Here is a 16,994-nt window from a genome sequence, read left to right as displayed (position 1 = left end):
GTGTACTACTCCTACTGAGGCACCCGCCGGGGGTGCGATCGGAAGCCTCGGGAGGGCGGACCATGGGTGACAAGGGTCAGGTCAGCGTCGATGCGGTCAGGTTGGACAATGCTCGACAAGCACTGGATGACGAGCGTCAGCTCGTGATCTCAGAGCGAAAGGCTCTTGTCGATCCCGTTGCCGGGATGTTCGGTGGATCAGCCCGTGGTGAGTGGCTCGCGGGCGTCGTTGCCAAAGGCCACCAGAACATCGATCGGTCTCTTGGCGACACCGCGGAGGGACTGAAGTCGACCAGCGATGGCATTCATGAGGCGATGGTTGCGCTCGAAGGCGCTGACGTCGATGCTGCGATCACCGCGCAGAAGTTTGCTTCGGCGCTTGCCCTGATGAGCAACCCGCTCGTGATCTTCGACAAGGCGGGCCCGGGCAAGTACTTCGCAGTCTGACTGCGTCGGGCAGACGTCAGAGCAGTTCGAATGTCGGCATGACCTCGGCGATGAGAGCGTCCGCACCCTTCCGGTCGATGTCGCTCTTGTTGAAATCCCAGTTGACGGTGATCTGCTGACGGCCGTCCTCGGTCACCGTGGCGTAGCTGTCGTTCCAGGTCCGATCTTTCTCGTACTGAAAGTGATAGAAGAGGGCACCGTTGAGCGTCACGTCGGGAAGGCGCTTCAGGTTCGTGGATCCAGCAGTCGTCAGTCGCTCCTTCTCGTACCCAGCGAGGGTCTCGACGTTGGACGCCATGTCGCCGCCACCCGCGAGGTTGCTGGACAGGAGGTTTCCGAATCCGGGTGAGTAGCCGAGATCGTCCTTCGGAGCGACCATCGACACCGTCTCCGCGCCTCCAGGCTCGACAGCCCAGTTCGGCGGGATGTGGAGTTGGGCCGAGTCGACCGACACTTCTTGCCAATCACTGGGAATGGAGGATGACGTCGGAGAGGTGCTGGCAGCGGCGCTCTCGCTTGGAGTGCTCGGTGCATCCGGGCCGCTTCCGGCGGACGACGCACAACTGGTTCCGGTGAGGGCAGTAGTCAGGATCAGCGCGGTGGCCGCGATCGTCCGAGAGGTCGGCATGGGAAGACTGTAGAGCAATCGAATGGGCAGGCATGATGCCGCGTGCGCCCCATATCGTTTACGTTGTGAAGGGGCTGTCCGGTGCCCCAACTGAAGTCCTCGGGAGGGACGATGACGGTCAAGGGTCCATGGATGGAACGCCTCGGCACGTACGTGCGCGGCAGCGATCCGAGCGCAATCGAGGCGATGATCAGAAGTTGGGAACGCGCCACGGACCGGTTCGATGCAGCGGGCAACGCCATGATCAGCAACGCTGCGCGGGTCGAGGACGGCTTTTCGGACACGTCGTTGTCGGGTCCCGCAGCTCGGCGTGACATGGAGACGTCGGGCAAGGAGACCAACGAGAAGCGCGACGTTCTCGAGGAGGCGACTGCAGCGTTGTGGGTTGTTCGAGACCGGATGAAGGATGCCCAGGAAGCCCACAAGGCGCTTGAGGCGACACTTCCCGCCTCTCACGATCCGGTGCCGCCGGAGTCAACCTTCAAGACGACGCCGGGTGGCGGCACGTCAGTTGCTCAGGCTGAGCTGAACAAGAAGGAGTACACCGAAGCCAAAAACGCCTACGCCGAGCGTGAGGCCGCCATCGCTGACGCCGAGCGCGTCGCTGCGGAAAAGGTCCAGGCCGTCGACGTCTCCGTCGAAGAGGCGGAGCCGAAGGTACGCGCCTTGTACGACGACGGCAGTGACTCCAACGCTTTGCCCCCGGGCACGGCGTCACAGCCGGGTTCGGCGAGCCAGGTCGCCGCGTCCCAGGCGCGGATGTCGAAGTACAACTCCGGGACGCTTTACCCCGACGGGTGGGGTCATGAGCTGATCGCTCAGGAGAAGGCCAACATCGAGGCGCACAAGGCGGAGAACAAGCCCGAGTGGAACGGCACCGAGTGGATCAACGCCGACGGCACGCCCGCGCCCTCGACCTCGTATGCGATGGTCGAGACGGCTGACGGCCTCGCACCCCTGGCTGGCGGCACAGGCGGCATGTCCGCTCTCGCGATCGCCGGTGGCGGCGCCCTCCTCGGCGCCGGCGTGGCCAAGGCCATCGCCAGCAGGTTCGCCGCCGGAGCGTCCGCGAAGGCAGCGACCGCTGGAGCCACCTCCCGGTCGGCCGCGGCCAGGTCCGCAGTTGGTAGGGCTGGCGCAGCGGGTGCCCGTGCGGGAGCCGGCGCTGGCGCTGGGGCCCGCGGTGCGGGCGCGCGTGGCGCGGGAGCCGGTGCGCGAGGCACCGGTGCCGGCGGACGTGGGGCCGGACGCGGCGGTACGGCCGGTCGCGGTGGAGCCGGTGCCGCCGGTGGCCGCGGCAGCAAGAAGAGGGACCAGAACGGCAGCCAGAACCAAGAGTGGGAAGCCGACTACACCGACGACTGGACCGAAACCGCAAGCGACGTCCTCGACCCCAACGCATCCCGCGGGTGGGTTCCGAATGCAACGCAAGGCGACGACATAAGCGACGGCAAGAACCGCCGCAGCTAAAACGCAAAGTTCCGCGCTGTCCACGGCGATCGCCCGACGCCCGTTCGTCGAGCTGGCGCCACGGACAGCGTCAGTGGCATGAGATTGGCGTTGACTGCGACGCTGTGATCGTGCCAACTTTAACTTGGGCCTCGAAGGCTCCTGTTTCCTCGGGTAGACAGGTTTTTCTTGTGTTGGATGTGTTTGAACTGCTGACTTCTGGGGAAGAAGACGAGTAGGAACCACACCGCACGGGGGATTTGCGATGAACGGGTACGAAGTCACGGTCGACGACTTACGACGCACAGCGGGCAAGTACGACGAACTGCGCCAGGACCTTGGCTCATCCAAAATGCCGGACTCGCCCCTGGGGCCGGACCTTGTTGGCCACATCGAGGTCGCTTCCTGGGTGAAGGAGGTGTTGTCGCAAGCCAGGGACGCTCGGCGAGAACTGGGTAAGGGTCTGGGGTCGCTGTCCGAGTACCTCCTCGACAAGGCTCGCCACTATGAGCAAGCCGACCTCGACAGTGCAGATCTGATGCGACCGGGGTCTTGGGCGGAGGGCGGCGGAAGCAGCAAGTTGACGCCGCTGCCGTACCTTCATGGCCGATCACCTGGGAATGTGCAGCCGCTGCCAAACATCTACGGTCAAGACGGTGCGCAGTTCTCACCGTTGACCCCTCCGCCATCGACTGCGCCGAGGGCCGACTGATGGCGCTCCCGAAGGGCGCCGAACTTGGCGCAACCGATGATCCGAAGGCGTTGATCGTTGGTGACGTGGCGGCCGTGGCTGAACAAGCCACGGCGATCCTCGACGAGCAGAGGCGTATCGGGAATCTACTCGACAGGATAGAGGGCCTCGCGGTTCCGACTTGGGAAGGCGGTCTCGGCAAGGCCGGGTACATCTACGAGAAGGCGAGCGAAACCCAGAAGTTCGAGACTTACCGCGAAAGCCTCAAGAGCGTGGGCACGCGCCTGAACACCTACGCGGATGCTCTTGGCCGTGCACAGGACCGCGCGCAAAGCGCGATCGACAAGTGGAACGAGGGCGAAGCGGCAACCAAGAAGGCTTTGGCTGAGCACAATGCGGCCGTCGACGGCTATAACCGCCAGGTCGCTGAGCACAACGCCGCGATCAGGAGCGGCCAGTCGATTCCCTTGATCGGTTTCGCTCACCCGGGACCGTTCGTTGACCCAGGAGAGCCTCTTCGAAAGGATGCTAAAGAGATTCTTGAGGATGCACGAGAAGCTCTCGATCGGGCAGGCGCGTCTGCGACGGAGACCGCACAAGCCAAGGCGGATCTAAAACGTCGAGGCTTCCGAAGCCTGAGGGACGACCTCCGCAAAAAGTTCAAGGAGGCAGGCATTCCTGGCGACCTTCTCGGCGGCAATGGCGAGATACAAGGGTATAAGGTCGACGGCGATACTCTCCAGTTGATCCACGCCAACGGGGAGATCTACGCCTTCCAACTTGAAGAAAAGTGGGAAGAAGGCGTCGGGGAAGTCAAGGTCGCCGGAGAGGGAAAATATACGCTCTACGGTGTTGGCGGCGAAGTCGTAGGAACCTTTAGCAAGGATGGAATCAAGCTAGAAGCCAACGCGCATATTCAAATTGCGCAGGGTGAGCGTGAGTTCAACGTTGAACATGGATACTGGAATGGGAGTGGCAATGCCCAGGGGTCGATCGGAACGGAGTTCAACAACTCCCTGTCGGTCGATAACGGCGGCGTCGATGCGGGGGTCGAGGCTTTTGCTGGCGGCAAAGCGGGTGGAGGGGGTGACGTCACCTTTGGTGGTTTTGGACTCGGTCTAGACGCCGAGGCATGGGCTGGTGCGGGATACGTGGCCGACCTGAACATGTCTTGGGATGGAGGTCGATTCTCTTTGGAGCCGGAGGCGGGCTTCGCGCTCGGGCTCGGGGGAACCGTGAAGCCGAACATCGTCGTCGACTTTCCGGAGATCGCCGCGACAGGAAAGGATATGATTCAAAACCCCAGCGACATCTACGACAAGGTCACTCTGGACTCGGGAGAGTATCTCGATATTGCGCGCGACCCAGAAGACCTCTTGCGCGTCGTGGATAAGTTGCAATATGACCCGATAGAAATGGTCGATACTGGAAAGTCGGTTGTAAAGGCGATCGGAGGGCTTCTCTGATGGGGGTGGGATTGCCGATACCTATAGACGTTGCGCTGCCGAATAAGCGATGGCACTCGGTGGATTCGAAAGAGGTTGGTGCAGGTGACGCGGCTTTCACGGCTGTCCGTGTGGATCCGAACGACCTGAGTTACACACCCGTTCTGAGCGTCAGAGGATCCTTTCGAGTCGATGCCTCTACGCTCGGCATGGTCGCGGACGAGACTTTGCAGTCGATGCGCCAGACTTTGTTGGCCGTTGACTTGGTGAAGCGTACTGAAATTGAATCGGATGGCGCGCCTGCGATTGTGCAGTTGATCGAAATGGACGCAACGATAGATGGATCTCGGTTTGACCTGTATCAGGCGCAGGTTTTTCAGGCGATCGTGGACAGCGAGTTCCCATGGAAGCGGATCATTTTGGTATTCGCTGTCACCTGCAAGTTTGCGCAATGGCCGGTCGTCGGATCCGAGTTCCGCGACTTTTTGGCGGAGGCAAGGATTGTCCCGGGCGCCGAGGAGATGCTCGCTGCGGCGCGAGACTGACCAGGGCTACTTCTCGTCAACCTGGATCTCGTACTTCGCGTCGGTTCCGTCTACGGATGTGACGGTTACGGTGAGGCCGATCTCTTCTCCGCCGGCAGTGAGTGTGCACCGGATGTCGGCGCCCACTTCAGCCTTCAGGTCGCCGGGACAATCAACTTCATCCGGCCGTTGCCCCGCCATTTCTTCAAGTTGATCAGCTACGTTCTTCTCCAAGCTGCGTTCCTGGATGCTGCCGCCGCACGCGGACGATCCAAACAGCACGATGATGGCCAGCGGGAAGGATGCCACTCTTCTTCCGAGCATAGGTGGTCCTTAGGTTAGTTAGACGACGATGGCGCTACTTTGGTCCGAGTCTGGACCTGCGACCCATTAGATCAGAAGCTACCCAAGTTTGGGAGACCAGTGTGTGGCTGCGTGGGATCGACGGGCCGCCCAAGCACCCGTGTCGCTGGCCAACCGGTCCATTCCGAGGTAGAAAGTAGACATGCCGACGCCACTCGCTCAAATGTTGCCGGAGATCGTGACGCTGAATGTCGAGAGTCAACCTTTCAGCTTCTTCGCCCAAGGCACTCAGATCCTTGGCTGGTGGGACGTGGCCAAAGCCACCAGTCTGTATCGCACTGAGGTAACTCACATTGACGAGTCATATCGCCTGATAGTCACCCTGAATGAGCGAAACGGCACGTTCGACTACCAGGATCACAGTTCGGAGACCGAGGCTCACGCAGGCTTCACAGGCGACGGGTTCAGCTTCGGGGCGGAACAGAGTTGGTCATCAGGGAAGATGGTCAAGAAGAAGTGGCATTTTGAGTTCGGCGGCGTCAACCGCTCCACGACTAATGACGGTGATGACACGGTTGGTTTCCAACCTGTCGCGTACTCATTCGAGACGAGTCGGATCAAGGAGCCGCTCTTTAGGTGGCTCGAGTCTCACGGATGGCAGCACGGAAGCGTGCTTGGGAAGCTCTTTGCCCGCTGATCATGCAGCGAGTAGACCGTTGGCGGTCGAGCCCTAGCACGCCTCGTAGACGTACGCCGGATCGTCCTGCCCGACGAGGTCGCGGTCGCGGAGGATGGTGAGCGGGGCGCGGTGGGGGTCGGCGCAGACATCAGCGAAGGCGTGGCCGGCCTCGGCGAGGGAGTCGGGGTACTCGATCTGGAGCACGTGGGAGCCGTAGACGTCGGTGTAGGCGGCACATTCGTGGTAGGCGCCGCATTCTTCGACGACGGCGAAGTCGAAGCCGAGGTCGTCGTGAGCCGGCCGGGCGGCTTCGGCGGCGTTCTTCTGGGCGATCGCGAGGCCGAGGTCGTGAGCGGTGGTCACGTACGCTGAGGCCAGGGCTAAGGCGCCTTCCCGGGAGATCGAGTCGAAGCGGGTCCAAGTGTCGAGGTTGTCGATCTCGACGGCGTCGAAGCCCGACTCCGCGCAGCTCTCGATGACCGGACCGACCATCTCGACGATCGCCGAACGCGCTGAGGCGGTGGAGGGGTCGAGGATGAGCTCATCGGGCCAGTCGGGGTCGCGTACGGGATCGCCGGAGGCGTCGCGGAGCAGCGCTGATGGGTGCTCGGACCAGTCGGCGCCGGGCTGGGTCTGGAAGCCGTTGACGTAGCAGACGTTGTAGGCGCTATCGAGGGGCCCGGCCGTGGCGTCGCGGGCAACCACGTCGATCGGGGTGCCGTCGGACAGTTGATCGGCGATGCCACCGAGCTGGTAGTCGAAGACGCCGTCGGTGGGTGGGAGATCGGGCGCCGTGTCGGCAAACGGCGCCGCGGCGGACCCGCAGGCCACCAAGGCGAACGACCCGACAAGTGCGACGAGGGCCGGGCTGCCAGCGGCAGCCCGGCCCTGCGTACGTGCGCGTGAGCCGATCAGTGGAGCACCGTCGGAGCGGCGGCTCCGTGCTCGGCCTTGCTCTTGGGCAGGAACCACGCCGGGATGAGCGTGGCGAGCACCAGGATCGCGGCGATCACGAAGGTGGTCGAGAAGGCCTCGGCCATCTCGACCGGGATCGCCTTGAAGACCTCCGGCAGCTTGGCCGGGTCGAGACCCAGCGAAGCAGCGGCTTCTCCGACCTTCTGCTGGTTGGCGGGGTCCGCCAGGAACTTCTCCAGACCGCCGGCCGGGACACCGAGCTTGTCGGCGAGGTCGTCCGCGGCGGAGATCGACTCCTTGCCCGACAGGGCGTTCGTGAGCAGCACCGAGAAGAGCGCGGTGCCGGCGGAGGCGGCGACCTGCTGGACGATGTTCACAAGGGTCGTACCGCGCGCGATGGTGTGCTCGCGCAGCGTCGCCTGGGCGGCCGCGAAGGTCGGCATCATCGTCGCGCCCATGCCGAGGCCCATGATGAACAGGGACACGAGGAGGTACCAGTAGGGCGTGGCGTCGTCGAGCCGCGAGAACATGAACATGCCCACCGCGATCGTGGTGAGGCCGCTGAGGACGATCTTGCCCGGGCCGGTGCGGTCGGCGAGCATGCCGGCGAGCGGCATCGTGACCATCGCGCCCAGACCCTGCGGAGCCAGCAGCAGACCGGCGTGGAGGGCGTCCTCGCCGCGTACCTGCTGGTAGTAGAGCGGGAAGAGCAGCGAGGCACCGAAGAACGCCATCGCGAAGATCGACAGGGTGATCACCGCGACGGTGAGCTCCTTGTTGCCGAAGAGGCGTACGTCGATCAGCGGGTGGTCGTTGCGGGACGACAGCGCCCACGGGATGAACGCGGCGATCAGCACCAGGCCCGCGACCATGAAGGAGAGCACCTTGGTGTCCAGGATCGTGCCGGCCTCGGGGATCGAGGAGACGCCGTAGAGGAACAGCGCCAGCCCCGGGGACAGCAGCACCATGCCGAGGAAGTCGAAGGACTGCGACGGCTCGACGTGGTCCTTGGGCAGCGCCCGCCAGGCGTAGACGATGGCGATGACGCCGATCGGGATGTTGATCAGGAAGATCCAGTGCCACGAGGCCGAGTCGATCAGCGCGCCACCGATGATCGGGCCGAGGATCGGGCCGAGGAGCATGGGTACGCCGAGGATCGCCATCACGCGACCGACCCGCTCGGGGCCGGCGGCGCGGGTCAGGATCGTCATGCCGAGCGGCATCAGCATGCCGCCGCCGAGGCCCTGGAGGACCCGGAAGCCGACCAGCATGGGCAGCGTGGTGGCCAGGGCGCACAGCGCCGAGCCGAGCGCGAAGAGCACGATCGCGGTCATGTAGAGGCGTTTGGTGCCGAACCGGTCGGCGGCCCAACCGGTCAGCGGGATCACCGTCGCCAGGGCGAGGGTGTAGCCGGTCATCGTCCAGGCGACCTCGGCAGAGGTGGCGTCGAACTCGCGCTGGAAGGTCTCCAGTGCGACGGAGACAACGGTGATGTCGAGGATCGACATGATCGATCCGAGCACGACGACGCCCGCGACGATGAGCACGCTCTTGTCGAGGTGATCGTCTGGCGCCTTCTCAGGCTTGGCAGAAATGTCTGTCACGGGTTGACAGCCTACGTGTGGGTTGATAGGTCCCCTAGCCATTATTTACTTTTGAATGGTGACCTGACTCACTGCGTCGAGCGGCCGCGGAGAGCATGAACGCCTTGATCACCCGGTAGATCGGCCGGATCAGCCAGCCGGGCAGCGTGCCGTGGCGCTCCTCCTCCCAGACTCGCGCCCGCGGGTGGGACTGCAGCAGCCGGTCGAGCAGCGCCGGGGAGTCTGCCGTCGGAGTGGCGGCGAGCACGTCGATGCGGCACACGTGCTTGATGTTGGCGTACCCGTACTGCGCGGGGTTGACCAGTCGCAACGGCGCCCCGTGATCGCCGTCGAGCGGCCGGCCGTCGAGCCGGTCGGCGAGCAGCACGTCGTCGGCCAGGAGGTCGTCGAGCCGGCCTACGAAGTGCTCGCCGTCGAGGCCGCGGACCAGCACGTGGGTGACGGTCGTGCCGGGTCGGACGGCCGGGGCGACGTACCGCTGATAGACGTCGGCGAAGGCGACGCCCTCCCAGGAGAGGTCGGTCACCGACCAGCCGGCAACGCAGTGGAAGTCGGCGTGGAGCTCGCGACGATCGGCGCCGGTCAGCTCGTCCAGGGCGATCTCGACCGGCGCGGTGAGCGCTCCGCCGAAGACCACCGTCGGATGTGCGGGCACGGTCGGTGGGGGCTGGGCGACGCGTCGCCCGAAGCGCGGGAAGAAGTCGATGCGCCGCTGGCCTGGCGGGAGGACGGCGTGCGGATGGATGGTCTCGGTCATGTCAGCCACCGTGGCAGGGCCTTGGCATGCGGCGCCTCAACCTCTGGGGTCGGCTCCCTCATCCTCGAGGATGAGAAACCCTGTCGGTGGGGACGGCTACGGTCGTGTCCATGTCCTTCGTACCCGTCACCGGCCGCGCCGTCTTCCGGCCCGCGCGGCCGCCGCGGGACTCGGCCGTGGAGTTCGTGGACTCCCGGCGGTCGGTGTCGTTGCCGATGCGGGCGGCGCTGCCGGTCCTGAAGAAGGCGTACGCAGCCTCCGACCTGCATCCCTCGGTCGCTCTGGTCGCGTCGGCAGCACATCTCGGGCTCCGTTTCGTGGCCGCGGGACAGCTGGAACCCGCCGATGGTTCGTGGGCGGTCCGCTACACGCCGGAGGACGAAGAGCGGGTGCGGCTGCTGGCCGAGTCACGAGCCTATGAGGACCTCGACGGCGAGGCCGCCGAGCTGATGGTGCGGGACATCGTGGCCGCGGTGGCGGACGCGGTGCCGACCTCGGCACCGAAGGCGTCCGGGGCGGGTGCGTTCCGGGAGTCGCTGCAGACCCGGCTGGCGCGCTATCGGACCGACGAGGGTCCGGTGACGGCTTCGCTGCCGTCCCTGGTGCGGCTCTCGTTCCGGGTCGAGGCACCGGAGGAGGACCTGCTCGCCGGGTCGCTGACGTTGGTGCCGCAGGTGCACGACGAGGCCGATCCGCTGCACGTGGCCGATGCCGCCCGTCTGTGGGACGAGGCCGACGATCACGGGTTCGGTCCGCGGGCGCGTACGCATGCGCAGGTCGCTCTCCGCGGCGCCGCGGAGGCGTGGCCGGTGCTCGACCAGCTGCTCGACCTGCCGGTGCCCTCGTCGCTGACCCTGTCGAGCGACGAGGTCGTGGACCTGCTCGAGGACGGGGTCGGGTGGCTCAAGGAGCGCGGTGTCGACGTGCTCTGGCCGCGGTCGCTGTCGCGAGACCTGACGACGTCGGTGGCGGTCGACCGGGCGCCGTCGACCTCCACCCGTGCGCGGGAGGACCTGATGCGCGAGTCGCCGCTCGGGAAGAAGGGCCTCTTCGCCTTCCAGTGGCAGGTGGCGCTCGGCGGTGAGCCGCTCGATGCCGCCGAGATGGACGCCCTGGCGGCGGCCGCGGGTCCGATCCTGCGGCTGCGAGGGGCCTGGGCGGTCGTCCATCCCTCGGTGCTCCGTCGTGCGCGCAAGCGGCTGCTCAAGCGGATCACCGGCGGCGAGGCGCTGGCCGTCGCCCTGACCGGTCAGGTGCCGGCGGAGGTCGCCGAGGCGGCGCCGGGCGAGAAGGTGATCATCGGGGCCTCGATCGCGCGGCTGCGTGACGAGGTGATCGCGGCGACCTCGGGTCCTGCCGTCGACGTGCCACCAGAGCTGCAGGCGACGCTGCGCGGCTATCAGGTCGAGGGGCTGACCTGGCTGGCCGGGATCACCTCGCTCGGGCTGGGCGGGTGCCTGGCCGACGACATGGGTCTCGGCAAGACGCTGATGACGATCGCGCTCCACCTGCATCGCCAAGGGATCTCGACAAGCTCGACCACCGGGGGGCCGACGTTGGTGGTGTGCCCGGCGAGCCTGCTGGGCAACTGGGAGGCCGAGCTCGCCCGGTTCGCGCCCGAGGTGGAGGTGCGGCGCCATCACGGATCCGAGCGCGACGTCGAGGGTGCGAGCGGGGTGGTGCTGACGACGTACGGGACGATGCGGCGCGACGTCGAGCTGCTCTCCGCGGTGTCGTGGGGGCTCGTCGTCGCCGACGAGGCGCAGCACGTGAAGAACGCCGCGTCCGCGACCGCGAAGGCGCTGCGCGAGATCCCGTCGCACGCCCGGGTGGCGCTGACCGGCACCCCGGTGGAGAACAACCTGACCGAGCTGTGGGCCCTGCTCGACTGGTGCGTGCCGGGGCTGCTCGGCAGCCGCCTCGCCTTCCGGAGGGCCTGGGCGAGCCAGATCGAGGCCGGTGCGGACGTCGGGAAGGCGAAGGAGTTCGCGGCGCTGGTCGGCCCGTTCCTGCTGCGTCGCCGCAAGTCGGACCCGGGGGTGGCTCCCGAGCTGCCGCCCAAGACCGAGACCGACCATCTGCTCTCGCTGACGCGGGAGCAGGCCGTGCTCTACGAGGCCTACGTGCGCGACGCGATGGCGCGGATCGAGCGGCTCGACGCCGACGACCCGCAGCGGCGCGGGCTGGTCCTGAGCCTGCTCACCGGCCTCAAGCAGATCTGCAACCACCCGGCGCAGTTCCTCAAGCAGGAGTCCGGCCGGATCACGGGCAGGTCGCAGAAGATCGAACTCCTCGACGAGCTGGTCTCGACCGTGCTGGCGGAGTCGGGGGCGGTGCTCGTCTTCACGCAGTACGTCGCGATGGCCCGCCTCCTCGAGGCCCACTGGGCCGCCTCCGGTGTGCAGCACCAGTTCCTCCATGGCGGCACCCCGGTCGCGGAGCGGTCGCGGATGGTCGAGCGCTTCCAGGAGGGCGAGGTGCCGGTCTTCCTGCTCTCGCTCAAGGCCGGCGGGGTCGGGCTCAACCTGACCCGTGCCGACCACGTGATCCACGTCGACCGGTGGTGGAATCCGGCGGTCGAGGACCAGGCGACCGACCGCGCCCACCGCATCGGCCAGACGCGTACGGTCCAGGTGCACCGGCTCATCACCCAGGGCACCGTCGAGGAGCGCGTCGCCGAGCTGCTGCAGCGCAAGCGGGTCCTCGCCGACGCCGTCCTCGGGGCCGGCGAGGCCGCCTTCACCGAGCTGTCCAACGCCGAGCTCCGTGAGCTCGTCAAGCTCGGTCCCCAGAAGCGCCGGAAACGCCGCCGGATCGCGTCATGAGTCTGGCGCTGACCTTCGCTCGCGAGCCGCACCGGCGTGGGATGGTGCGGGTCGAGTCCTGGTGGGGGCGAGCGTTCCTGCGGGCGGTCGAGGAGCTGGCCTACGACGACAACCAGCTCTCCGGAGCCCGCTCGCTGGCCCGCTCGGGGCGGATCGGAGGGCTGGTCGTCGAGGCCGGCCGGTTCGCGGCCGCGGTGGATGACGAGCGCGGGCTGTGGACGGTGACCGGCACGGTTCCGGTGCTGAGTGCAGACGACGTCGCCGCGCTCTCGGAGGTCCTCGGTGCCTCGGCCGAGCGGGCGGAGGCCCTCCTCGTCGGCGAGCTTCCGCTGGACGTGGCCGAGCATGCCGAGGAGGCCGGGGTCGAGCTGGTCCCCTACGGCGACGAGCTCGCGGTGACCTGCACCTGCGGGCACTGGCATGCGGTGTGCGGCCACTCGCTGGCGGTGCTCCACCAGCTTTGCTGGACGGTCGACCGCGACGCCACTGTGCTGCTTCACCTACGTGGCGCGGAGCGCGAGGAGCTGATCGGGCGTCTGCGTCCGGGACCGGAGATCGTCCGAGCGGCTCCGGTCGGCGAGGCGACGCGCGACCAGGTCGATGACGTCGAGATCGCACTCGACGCGGTGCTTCGGGCGCGTCACATGCTGGAGGAGTGACTCGAACGGGTGAATAGCGGCTAACCTGGCGGAATGACCTCGGCTCCGACGAAGACCAGGCGCGAGCAGATCCTGGACACCGCGGCCGAGCTCTTCGCGGCCCGCGGTTTCCACGGAGTGTCCGTCTCCGAGCTCGGTGCAGCCTGCGGCATCTCCGGCCCGGCGCTCTACAAGCATTTTCCGAGCAAGGACGCGATGCTCGCCGAGATGCTCGTCTCGATCTCCCAGGAGCTGCTCCGCGAGGGCCGCGCTCGGGTGAAGGGCGCCTCGAGCACCACCGAGGCCATCGAGGCGCTGATCGACTGGCACGTCGACTTCGCGCTGCGCGACCGGGCCCTCATCGTCGTCCAGGAGCGCGACTGGCAGTCGCTCCCGCACGAGGCGCGGGATCAGGTGCGCACCCTGCAGCGGAAGTACGTCGACCTCTGGGCCGACCAGCTCCGCGACCGCAACCCGTCGCTGGCCCTCGACAGCGCCCGCGCGATGGCCCACGCCGTCTTCGGTCTGATCAACTCCACGCCGCACAACCGGGTCCTCCCCGAGGAGTCCACGCGCGCCGTGCTCACCAAGATGGCCCGCGCCGCCCTCGCCGAGTAGGGGCGACTTCGGAGTGGGACTTGTCACACGAGGTTAATGAACGTTAACCTCGTGCCATGGCGTCCAATCTGCGCGAGCTGACCCTCGAGCTGCGTGAGCGGCTCGAGCGGGTCCGGCAAGGGGGGAGCGAACGCTCCCGGCAACGGCACACCGACCGCGGGAAGCTGCTCCCACGAGACCGGGTGGACGGGCTCCTCGACCCCGGGTCACCGTTCCTGGAGGTGGCTCCGCTGGCGGCGTACGGGATGTACGACGACGGCGACGAGTGGGCGGTGCCGTCGGCGGGAGTGATCGCCGGCATCGGGCTGGTCGCCGGACGCAAGTGCATGATCGTCGCGAACGACGCGACGGTGAAGGGCGGCACCTATTACCCGCTGACCGTCAAGAAGCACCTGCGGGCGCAGACGATCGCGGCGGAGAACAACCTGCCGTGCATCTACCTGGTCGACTCCGGCGGCGCGTTCCTGCCGAAGCAGGACGAGGTCTTCCCTGACCGTGAGCACTTCGGCCGGATCTTCTTCAACCAGGCCAACATGTCCGCCAAGGGCATCCCGCAGATCGCCTCTGTCATGGGCTCGTGCACGGCCGGCGGTGCCTACGTACCGGCGATGAGCGACGAGACCGTGATCGTGCGCGACCAGGGGACGATCTTCCTCGGTGGACCGCCGCTGGTGAAGGCAGCCACGGGCGAGGAGGTCACCGCCGAGGAGCTCGGCGGCGGCCTGGTGCACGCGACGAAGTCCGGCGTCGTGGACCATCTCGCCGACGACGACAAGCACGCCCTCGAGATCGTCCGTGGCATCGTCTCGACGCTCCCTGAGCAGGAGACGCGGACGAGGACGTACGACGAGCCCGTCGAGTCCCCCGAGACCCTCGCCGACGTGGTGCCCGCCGACACCAGGACCCCCTATGACGTACGCGAGGTGATCCGCCGCATCGTCGACGGGTCGAAGCTGCAGGAGTTCAAGCAGCTCTACGGCGAGACGCTGGTCTGCGGCTTCGCCCACATCGAGGGGCAGCCGGTCGGCATCGTCGCCAACAACGGCATCCTCTTCTCCGAGTCGGCGCTCAAGGGCGCCCACTTCGTGGAGCTGTGCAACCAGCGTGGCATCCCGCTGGTGTTCCTGCAGAACATCACCGGGTTCATGGTCGGCAAGGAGTACGAGAACAAGGGCATCGCCCGTGACGGCGCCAAGCTCGTCACTGCGGTCGCCTGCTCCGTGGTCCCGAAGTTCACCGTCGTCATCGGCGGCTCCTACGGCGCCGGCAACTACGGCATGTGCGGCCGCGCCTACGACCCGCGGTTCCTGTGGATGTGGCCCAACGCGCGCATCTCGGTCATGGGCGGCGAGCAGGCCGCCTCGGTCCTCGCGACCGTCGCCGGCAAGCCGGACGACGAAGAGTTCAAGGCGCCGATCCGGGACCAGTACGAGACCCAGGGCTCTCCCTACTACGCCACCGCGCGGCTGTGGGACGACGGCATCATCGACCCCGCCGACACCCGCCGGGTGCTGGCGATGGGGCTCGCGGTCGCGGCCAACGCGCCCACACCCGAGCCCAACTACGGAATCTTCAGGATGTGATGGCCGTGTTCGAGAGTGTTCTGGTCGCCAACCGGGGCGAGATCGCGCGCCGCGTCTTCCGGACCTGCCGCGAGCTCGGCATCCGGACGATCGCGATCTACACCGCGCTCGACGCGGACGCACCCCACGTACGTGACGCCGACGAAGCCGTCGAGGTGGCCTCCTACCTCGACGCCGACGTCGTGGTCGCCGCCGCTGCCGAGGCCGGTGCCGAGGCCATCCACCCGGGCTACGGCTTCCTCTCCGAGCGGGCAGAGTTCGCCCGGGCGGTCACGAAGGCCGGGCTGACCTGGGTCGGTCCGACGCCCGAGGTCATCGAGCAGATGGGCCGCAAGGACGCGGCCCGCGAGATCGCGGTCGCTGCCGGCGTACCCGTGGTTCCGCGCGGTGAGGACAGCCCCTACCCGCTCCTGGTCAAGGCCGCCGCGGGCGGTGGCGGCAAGGGCATGCGGATCGTGCGCTCGCCGGAGGAACTGGACGAGGCGCGGGCCGCCGCCGCCCGCGAGGCGCTGAGCGCGTTCGGCGACGAGACCCTCCTGATCGAGAAGTACGTCGAGCGTGGCCGCCACATCGAGGTCCAGGTCTTCGGCGACACCCATGGGAACGTCATCCACCTCTTCGAGCGCGACTGCTCGACCCAGCGCCGCCACCAGAAGGTGATCGAGGAGGCCCCGGCCCCGACGCTCACCGACGAGCAGCGGAACCTGGTCCTGACCAGCGCCGTCGCGCTCGCGAAGCAGGTCGGCTACACCGGTGCCGGGACCGTCGAGTTCCTGCTCGACGACGCCACCGGCGACGCCTACTTCCTGGAGATGAACACCCGCCTCCAGGTCGAGCACCCCGTGACCGAGGAGATCACCGGTGTCGACCTGGTCGCGCTCCAGCTCCGGGTCGCGGCGGGTGATCCGCTCGGCATCACCCAGGACGACGTACGCGTCGACGGCCACGCCATCGAGGTCCGGGTCTACGCCGAGGACGCCTTCGAGGGCTTCCTACCGCAGGCCGGACGGACCTCGATCGTGCGCTGGCCCGAGAACGCTCGGGTGGAGCACGCCCTGGAGAGCGAGCAGGTGGTCAGCACCGCCTACGACCCGATGCTCGCCAAGGTCATCGTCCACGGCGCCGACCGCGAGGAGGCCCGGGCCGCGCTGATCAAGGCGCTCGACGCGACCGCCGTCCTCGGGCTGACCACCAACACCGGCTTCCTCCGCGTGCTGGCCGCCTCCGACGCCTTCCGCGACGCCGAGATCGACACGGCCTGGCTCGACCGCAACGAGGTGCCCGTTCCGGACTCCGACGTGCCGCGCACCCTCGTCGCCTGGGTGAGCGCGATGCTCGCCGCGGTCTCGGACACCACGACCCCGTTCCGTGCCGACGGCTGGCGCCTCGCCGGATCCCCGGCGCCGACCATCGTCGACCTCGACCGGAGCGTCACCGTCGACCGCCCCTCCGGCCGCGTCGACGACCATCTCGTCCGGCAGATCAGCGCGGCCGACCACGTCCTCGTGGCCGTCGTCGACGGCGTACGCCACCGGGCGGTCGTCAACGTCCAGCCCGGTCTCGCCGAGATCGTCCACCAGGGACACCGCTTCGACTTCACCCCTCCCGACCGCGTCGCCGGGGCCGCCACCCACCACAGCGACGGTGCGGTCGAGGCCAAGATGCCCGGCACGGTCATCGACGTACGCGTCCAGGTCGGCGACCTGGTCGAGGAGGGCCAGGTCCTCGGCGTCCTGGAGGCGATGAAGATGGAGGTCTCCCTCAAGGCCCCGTTCGCCGGCACGGTCACCGTCGTCGGTGCCGCTCCTGGCTCGCAGGTGCCGCTCGGGGCGGAACTTTTCGTGGTGGAGCCGACCGATGTCTGACCGCAGCGCGGGTAACACGTCGTT

At 67.2% G+C, this 16,994-nt stretch carries 16 protein-coding genes; 11 read left to right on the top strand and 5 right to left on the bottom strand.

Annotation, left to right across the window (positions count from 1 at the left end; translation table 11 throughout):
• Window positions 1-62: 62 nt before the first annotated feature.
• Window positions 63-446: a hypothetical protein gene (locus OG984_RS20105; protein WP_328527968.1), complete on the top strand. Its 384-nt coding sequence runs from the start codon at window positions 63-65 to the stop codon at window positions 444-446.
• 16 nt (window positions 447-462) lie between these two features.
• On the opposite strand, the gene OG984_RS20100 is transcribed toward OG984_RS20105, so the two are convergent.
• Window positions 463-1,074 (bottom strand): hypothetical protein, encoded by a 612-nt coding sequence (locus tag OG984_RS20100; RefSeq protein ID WP_328527967.1) that lies wholly within the window; start codon window positions 1,072-1,074, stop codon window positions 463-465.
• Between the two features lie 132 nt (window positions 1,075-1,206).
• On the opposite strand from OG984_RS20100, the gene OG984_RS20095 reads away from it, so the two are divergent.
• The 4 genes from OG984_RS20095 (at window position 1,207) to OG984_RS20080 (ending at window position 5,204) form a co-directional block, all read left to right on the top strand.
• The gene (locus tag OG984_RS20095; protein ID WP_328527966.1) at window positions 1,207-2,544 is read left to right on the top strand and encodes a hypothetical protein; all 1,338 of its coding nucleotides are present in this window, start codon (window positions 1,207-1,209) and stop codon (window positions 2,542-2,544) included.
• Window positions 2,545-2,788: 244 nt separating this feature from the next.
• Window positions 2,789-3,235, top strand: coding sequence for a hypothetical protein (locus tag OG984_RS20090; protein WP_328527965.1), 447 nt, complete (start codon window positions 2,789-2,791; stop codon window positions 3,233-3,235).
• Complete coding sequence (locus OG984_RS20085; protein WP_328527964.1) at window positions 3,235-4,680, top strand: putative T7SS-secreted protein; 1,446 nt, start codon at window positions 3,235-3,237, stop codon at window positions 4,678-4,680. Before OG984_RS20090 ends, OG984_RS20085 begins: the two co-directional genes overlap by 1 nt.
• Entirely contained in the window at window positions 4,680-5,204 is a 525-nt protein-coding gene (locus OG984_RS20080) for a hypothetical protein (protein WP_328527963.1), read from the top strand. The genes OG984_RS20085 and OG984_RS20080 overlap by 1 nt, the downstream gene beginning before the upstream one ends.
• Before the next feature lie 6 nt (window positions 5,205-5,210).
• On the opposite strand, the gene OG984_RS20075 is transcribed toward OG984_RS20080, so the two are convergent.
• Window positions 5,211-5,492 carry a DUF4333 domain-containing protein gene (locus tag OG984_RS20075; protein WP_196875985.1) on the bottom strand — a complete coding sequence of 94 codons (282 nt, stop codon included), beginning with the start codon at window positions 5,490-5,492 and terminating at the stop codon, window positions 5,211-5,213.
• 196 nt (window positions 5,493-5,688) lie between these two features.
• Between OG984_RS20075 and OG984_RS20070 the strand changes: the two genes are divergently transcribed.
• Complete coding sequence (locus tag OG984_RS20070) at window positions 5,689-6,183, top strand: hypothetical protein (protein WP_328527962.1); 495 nt, start codon at window positions 5,689-5,691, stop codon at window positions 6,181-6,183.
• A 33-nt stretch (window positions 6,184-6,216) separates the two neighbouring features.
• Here the strand turns inward: OG984_RS20070 and OG984_RS20065 are convergent, their stop codons facing one another.
• The 3 genes from OG984_RS20065 to OG984_RS20055 form a co-directional block, all read right to left on the bottom strand.
• A complete protein-coding gene (locus OG984_RS20065) occupies window positions 6,217-6,996 on the bottom strand; it encodes an endo alpha-1,4 polygalactosaminidase (RefSeq protein WP_328527961.1) in 780 nt (259 codons plus the stop codon).
• A gap of 80 nt (window positions 6,997-7,076) precedes the next feature.
• Window positions 7,077-8,684: a DHA2 family efflux MFS transporter permease subunit gene (locus tag OG984_RS20060; RefSeq protein ID WP_328527960.1), complete on the bottom strand. Its 1,608-nt coding sequence runs from the start codon at window positions 8,682-8,684 to the stop codon at window positions 7,077-7,079.
• A 34-nt stretch (window positions 8,685-8,718) separates the two neighbouring features.
• Window positions 8,719-9,441 carry a molybdopterin-dependent oxidoreductase gene (locus tag OG984_RS20055; RefSeq protein WP_328527959.1) on the bottom strand — a complete coding sequence of 241 codons (723 nt, stop codon included), beginning with the start codon at window positions 9,439-9,441 and terminating at the stop codon, window positions 8,719-8,721.
• A 110-nt stretch (window positions 9,442-9,551) separates the two neighbouring features.
• On the opposite strand from OG984_RS20055, the gene OG984_RS20050 reads away from it, so the two are divergent.
• From OG984_RS20050 to OG984_RS20030, 5 genes are read left to right on the top strand one after another with little or no spacing between them, the layout of a single operon-like run.
• Window positions 9,552-12,266, top strand: coding sequence for a DEAD/DEAH box helicase (locus OG984_RS20050; RefSeq protein WP_328527958.1), 2,715 nt, complete (start codon window positions 9,552-9,554; stop codon window positions 12,264-12,266).
• Window positions 12,263-12,925 carry an SWIM zinc finger family protein gene (locus OG984_RS20045; RefSeq protein WP_328527957.1) on the top strand — a complete coding sequence of 221 codons (663 nt, stop codon included), beginning with the start codon at window positions 12,263-12,265 and terminating at the stop codon, window positions 12,923-12,925. The genes OG984_RS20050 and OG984_RS20045 overlap by 4 nt, the downstream gene beginning before the upstream one ends.
• A gap of 33 nt (window positions 12,926-12,958) precedes the next feature.
• Window positions 12,959-13,522, top strand: a complete 564-nt coding sequence (locus OG984_RS20040; RefSeq protein ID WP_008355856.1) for an SACE_7040 family transcriptional regulator — start codon at window positions 12,959-12,961, stop codon at window positions 13,520-13,522.
• Between the two features lie 56 nt (window positions 13,523-13,578).
• The gene (locus OG984_RS20035; RefSeq protein ID WP_328527956.1) at window positions 13,579-15,105 is read left to right on the top strand and encodes a carboxyl transferase domain-containing protein; all 1,527 of its coding nucleotides are present in this window, start codon (window positions 13,579-13,581) and stop codon (window positions 15,103-15,105) included.
• Window positions 15,105-16,970, top strand: coding sequence for an acetyl/propionyl/methylcrotonyl-CoA carboxylase subunit alpha (locus OG984_RS20030; protein ID WP_328527955.1), 1,866 nt, complete (start codon window positions 15,105-15,107; stop codon window positions 16,968-16,970). Before OG984_RS20035 ends, OG984_RS20030 begins: the two co-directional genes overlap by 1 nt.
• Window positions 16,971-16,994 lie beyond the last annotated feature (24 nt).

Source organism: Nocardioides sp. NBC_00368 (genome assembly GCF_036090055.1).
In the GTDB taxonomy this organism is placed as follows: Bacteria; Actinomycetota; Actinomycetes; order Propionibacteriales; family Nocardioidaceae; genus Nocardioides.
Note: the sequence above shows the minus strand (reverse complement) of the source record. Positions and strands in the feature narration are given on the sequence as shown.

What these genes read in the sequence shown, in the direction of transcription:
- OG984_RS20100 (WP_328527967.1), bottom strand. Translation starts at nt 1,074, where the DNA reads ATGCCGACCTCTCGGACGATCGCGGCCACCGCGCTGATCCTGACTACT.
- OG984_RS20055 (WP_328527959.1), bottom strand. Translation starts at nt 9,441, where the DNA reads ATGACCGAGACCATCCATCCGCACGCCGTCCTCCCGCCAGGCCAGCGG.
- OG984_RS20035 (WP_328527956.1), top strand. Translation starts at nt 13,579, where the DNA reads ATGGCGTCCAATCTGCGCGAGCTGACCCTCGAGCTGCGTGAGCGGCTC.
- OG984_RS20080 (WP_328527963.1), top strand. Translation starts at nt 4,680, where the DNA reads ATGGGGGTGGGATTGCCGATACCTATAGACGTTGCGCTGCCGAATAAG.
- OG984_RS20105 (WP_328527968.1), top strand. Translation starts at nt 63, where the DNA reads ATGGGTGACAAGGGTCAGGTCAGCGTCGATGCGGTCAGGTTGGACAAT.
- OG984_RS20070 (WP_328527962.1), top strand. Translation starts at nt 5,689, where the DNA reads ATGCCGACGCCACTCGCTCAAATGTTGCCGGAGATCGTGACGCTGAAT.
- OG984_RS20050 (WP_328527958.1), top strand. Translation starts at nt 9,552, where the DNA reads ATGTCCTTCGTACCCGTCACCGGCCGCGCCGTCTTCCGGCCCGCGCGG.
- OG984_RS20090 (WP_328527965.1), top strand. Translation starts at nt 2,789, where the DNA reads ATGAACGGGTACGAAGTCACGGTCGACGACTTACGACGCACAGCGGGC.
- OG984_RS20095 (WP_328527966.1), top strand. Translation starts at nt 1,207, where the DNA reads ATGGAACGCCTCGGCACGTACGTGCGCGGCAGCGATCCGAGCGCAATC.
- OG984_RS20045 (WP_328527957.1), top strand. Translation starts at nt 12,263, where the DNA reads ATGAGTCTGGCGCTGACCTTCGCTCGCGAGCCGCACCGGCGTGGGATG.
- OG984_RS20040 (WP_008355856.1), top strand. Translation starts at nt 12,959, where the DNA reads ATGACCTCGGCTCCGACGAAGACCAGGCGCGAGCAGATCCTGGACACC.
- OG984_RS20085 (WP_328527964.1), top strand. Translation starts at nt 3,235, where the DNA reads ATGGCGCTCCCGAAGGGCGCCGAACTTGGCGCAACCGATGATCCGAAG.
- OG984_RS20030 (WP_328527955.1), top strand. Translation starts at nt 15,105, where the DNA reads ATGGCCGTGTTCGAGAGTGTTCTGGTCGCCAACCGGGGCGAGATCGCG.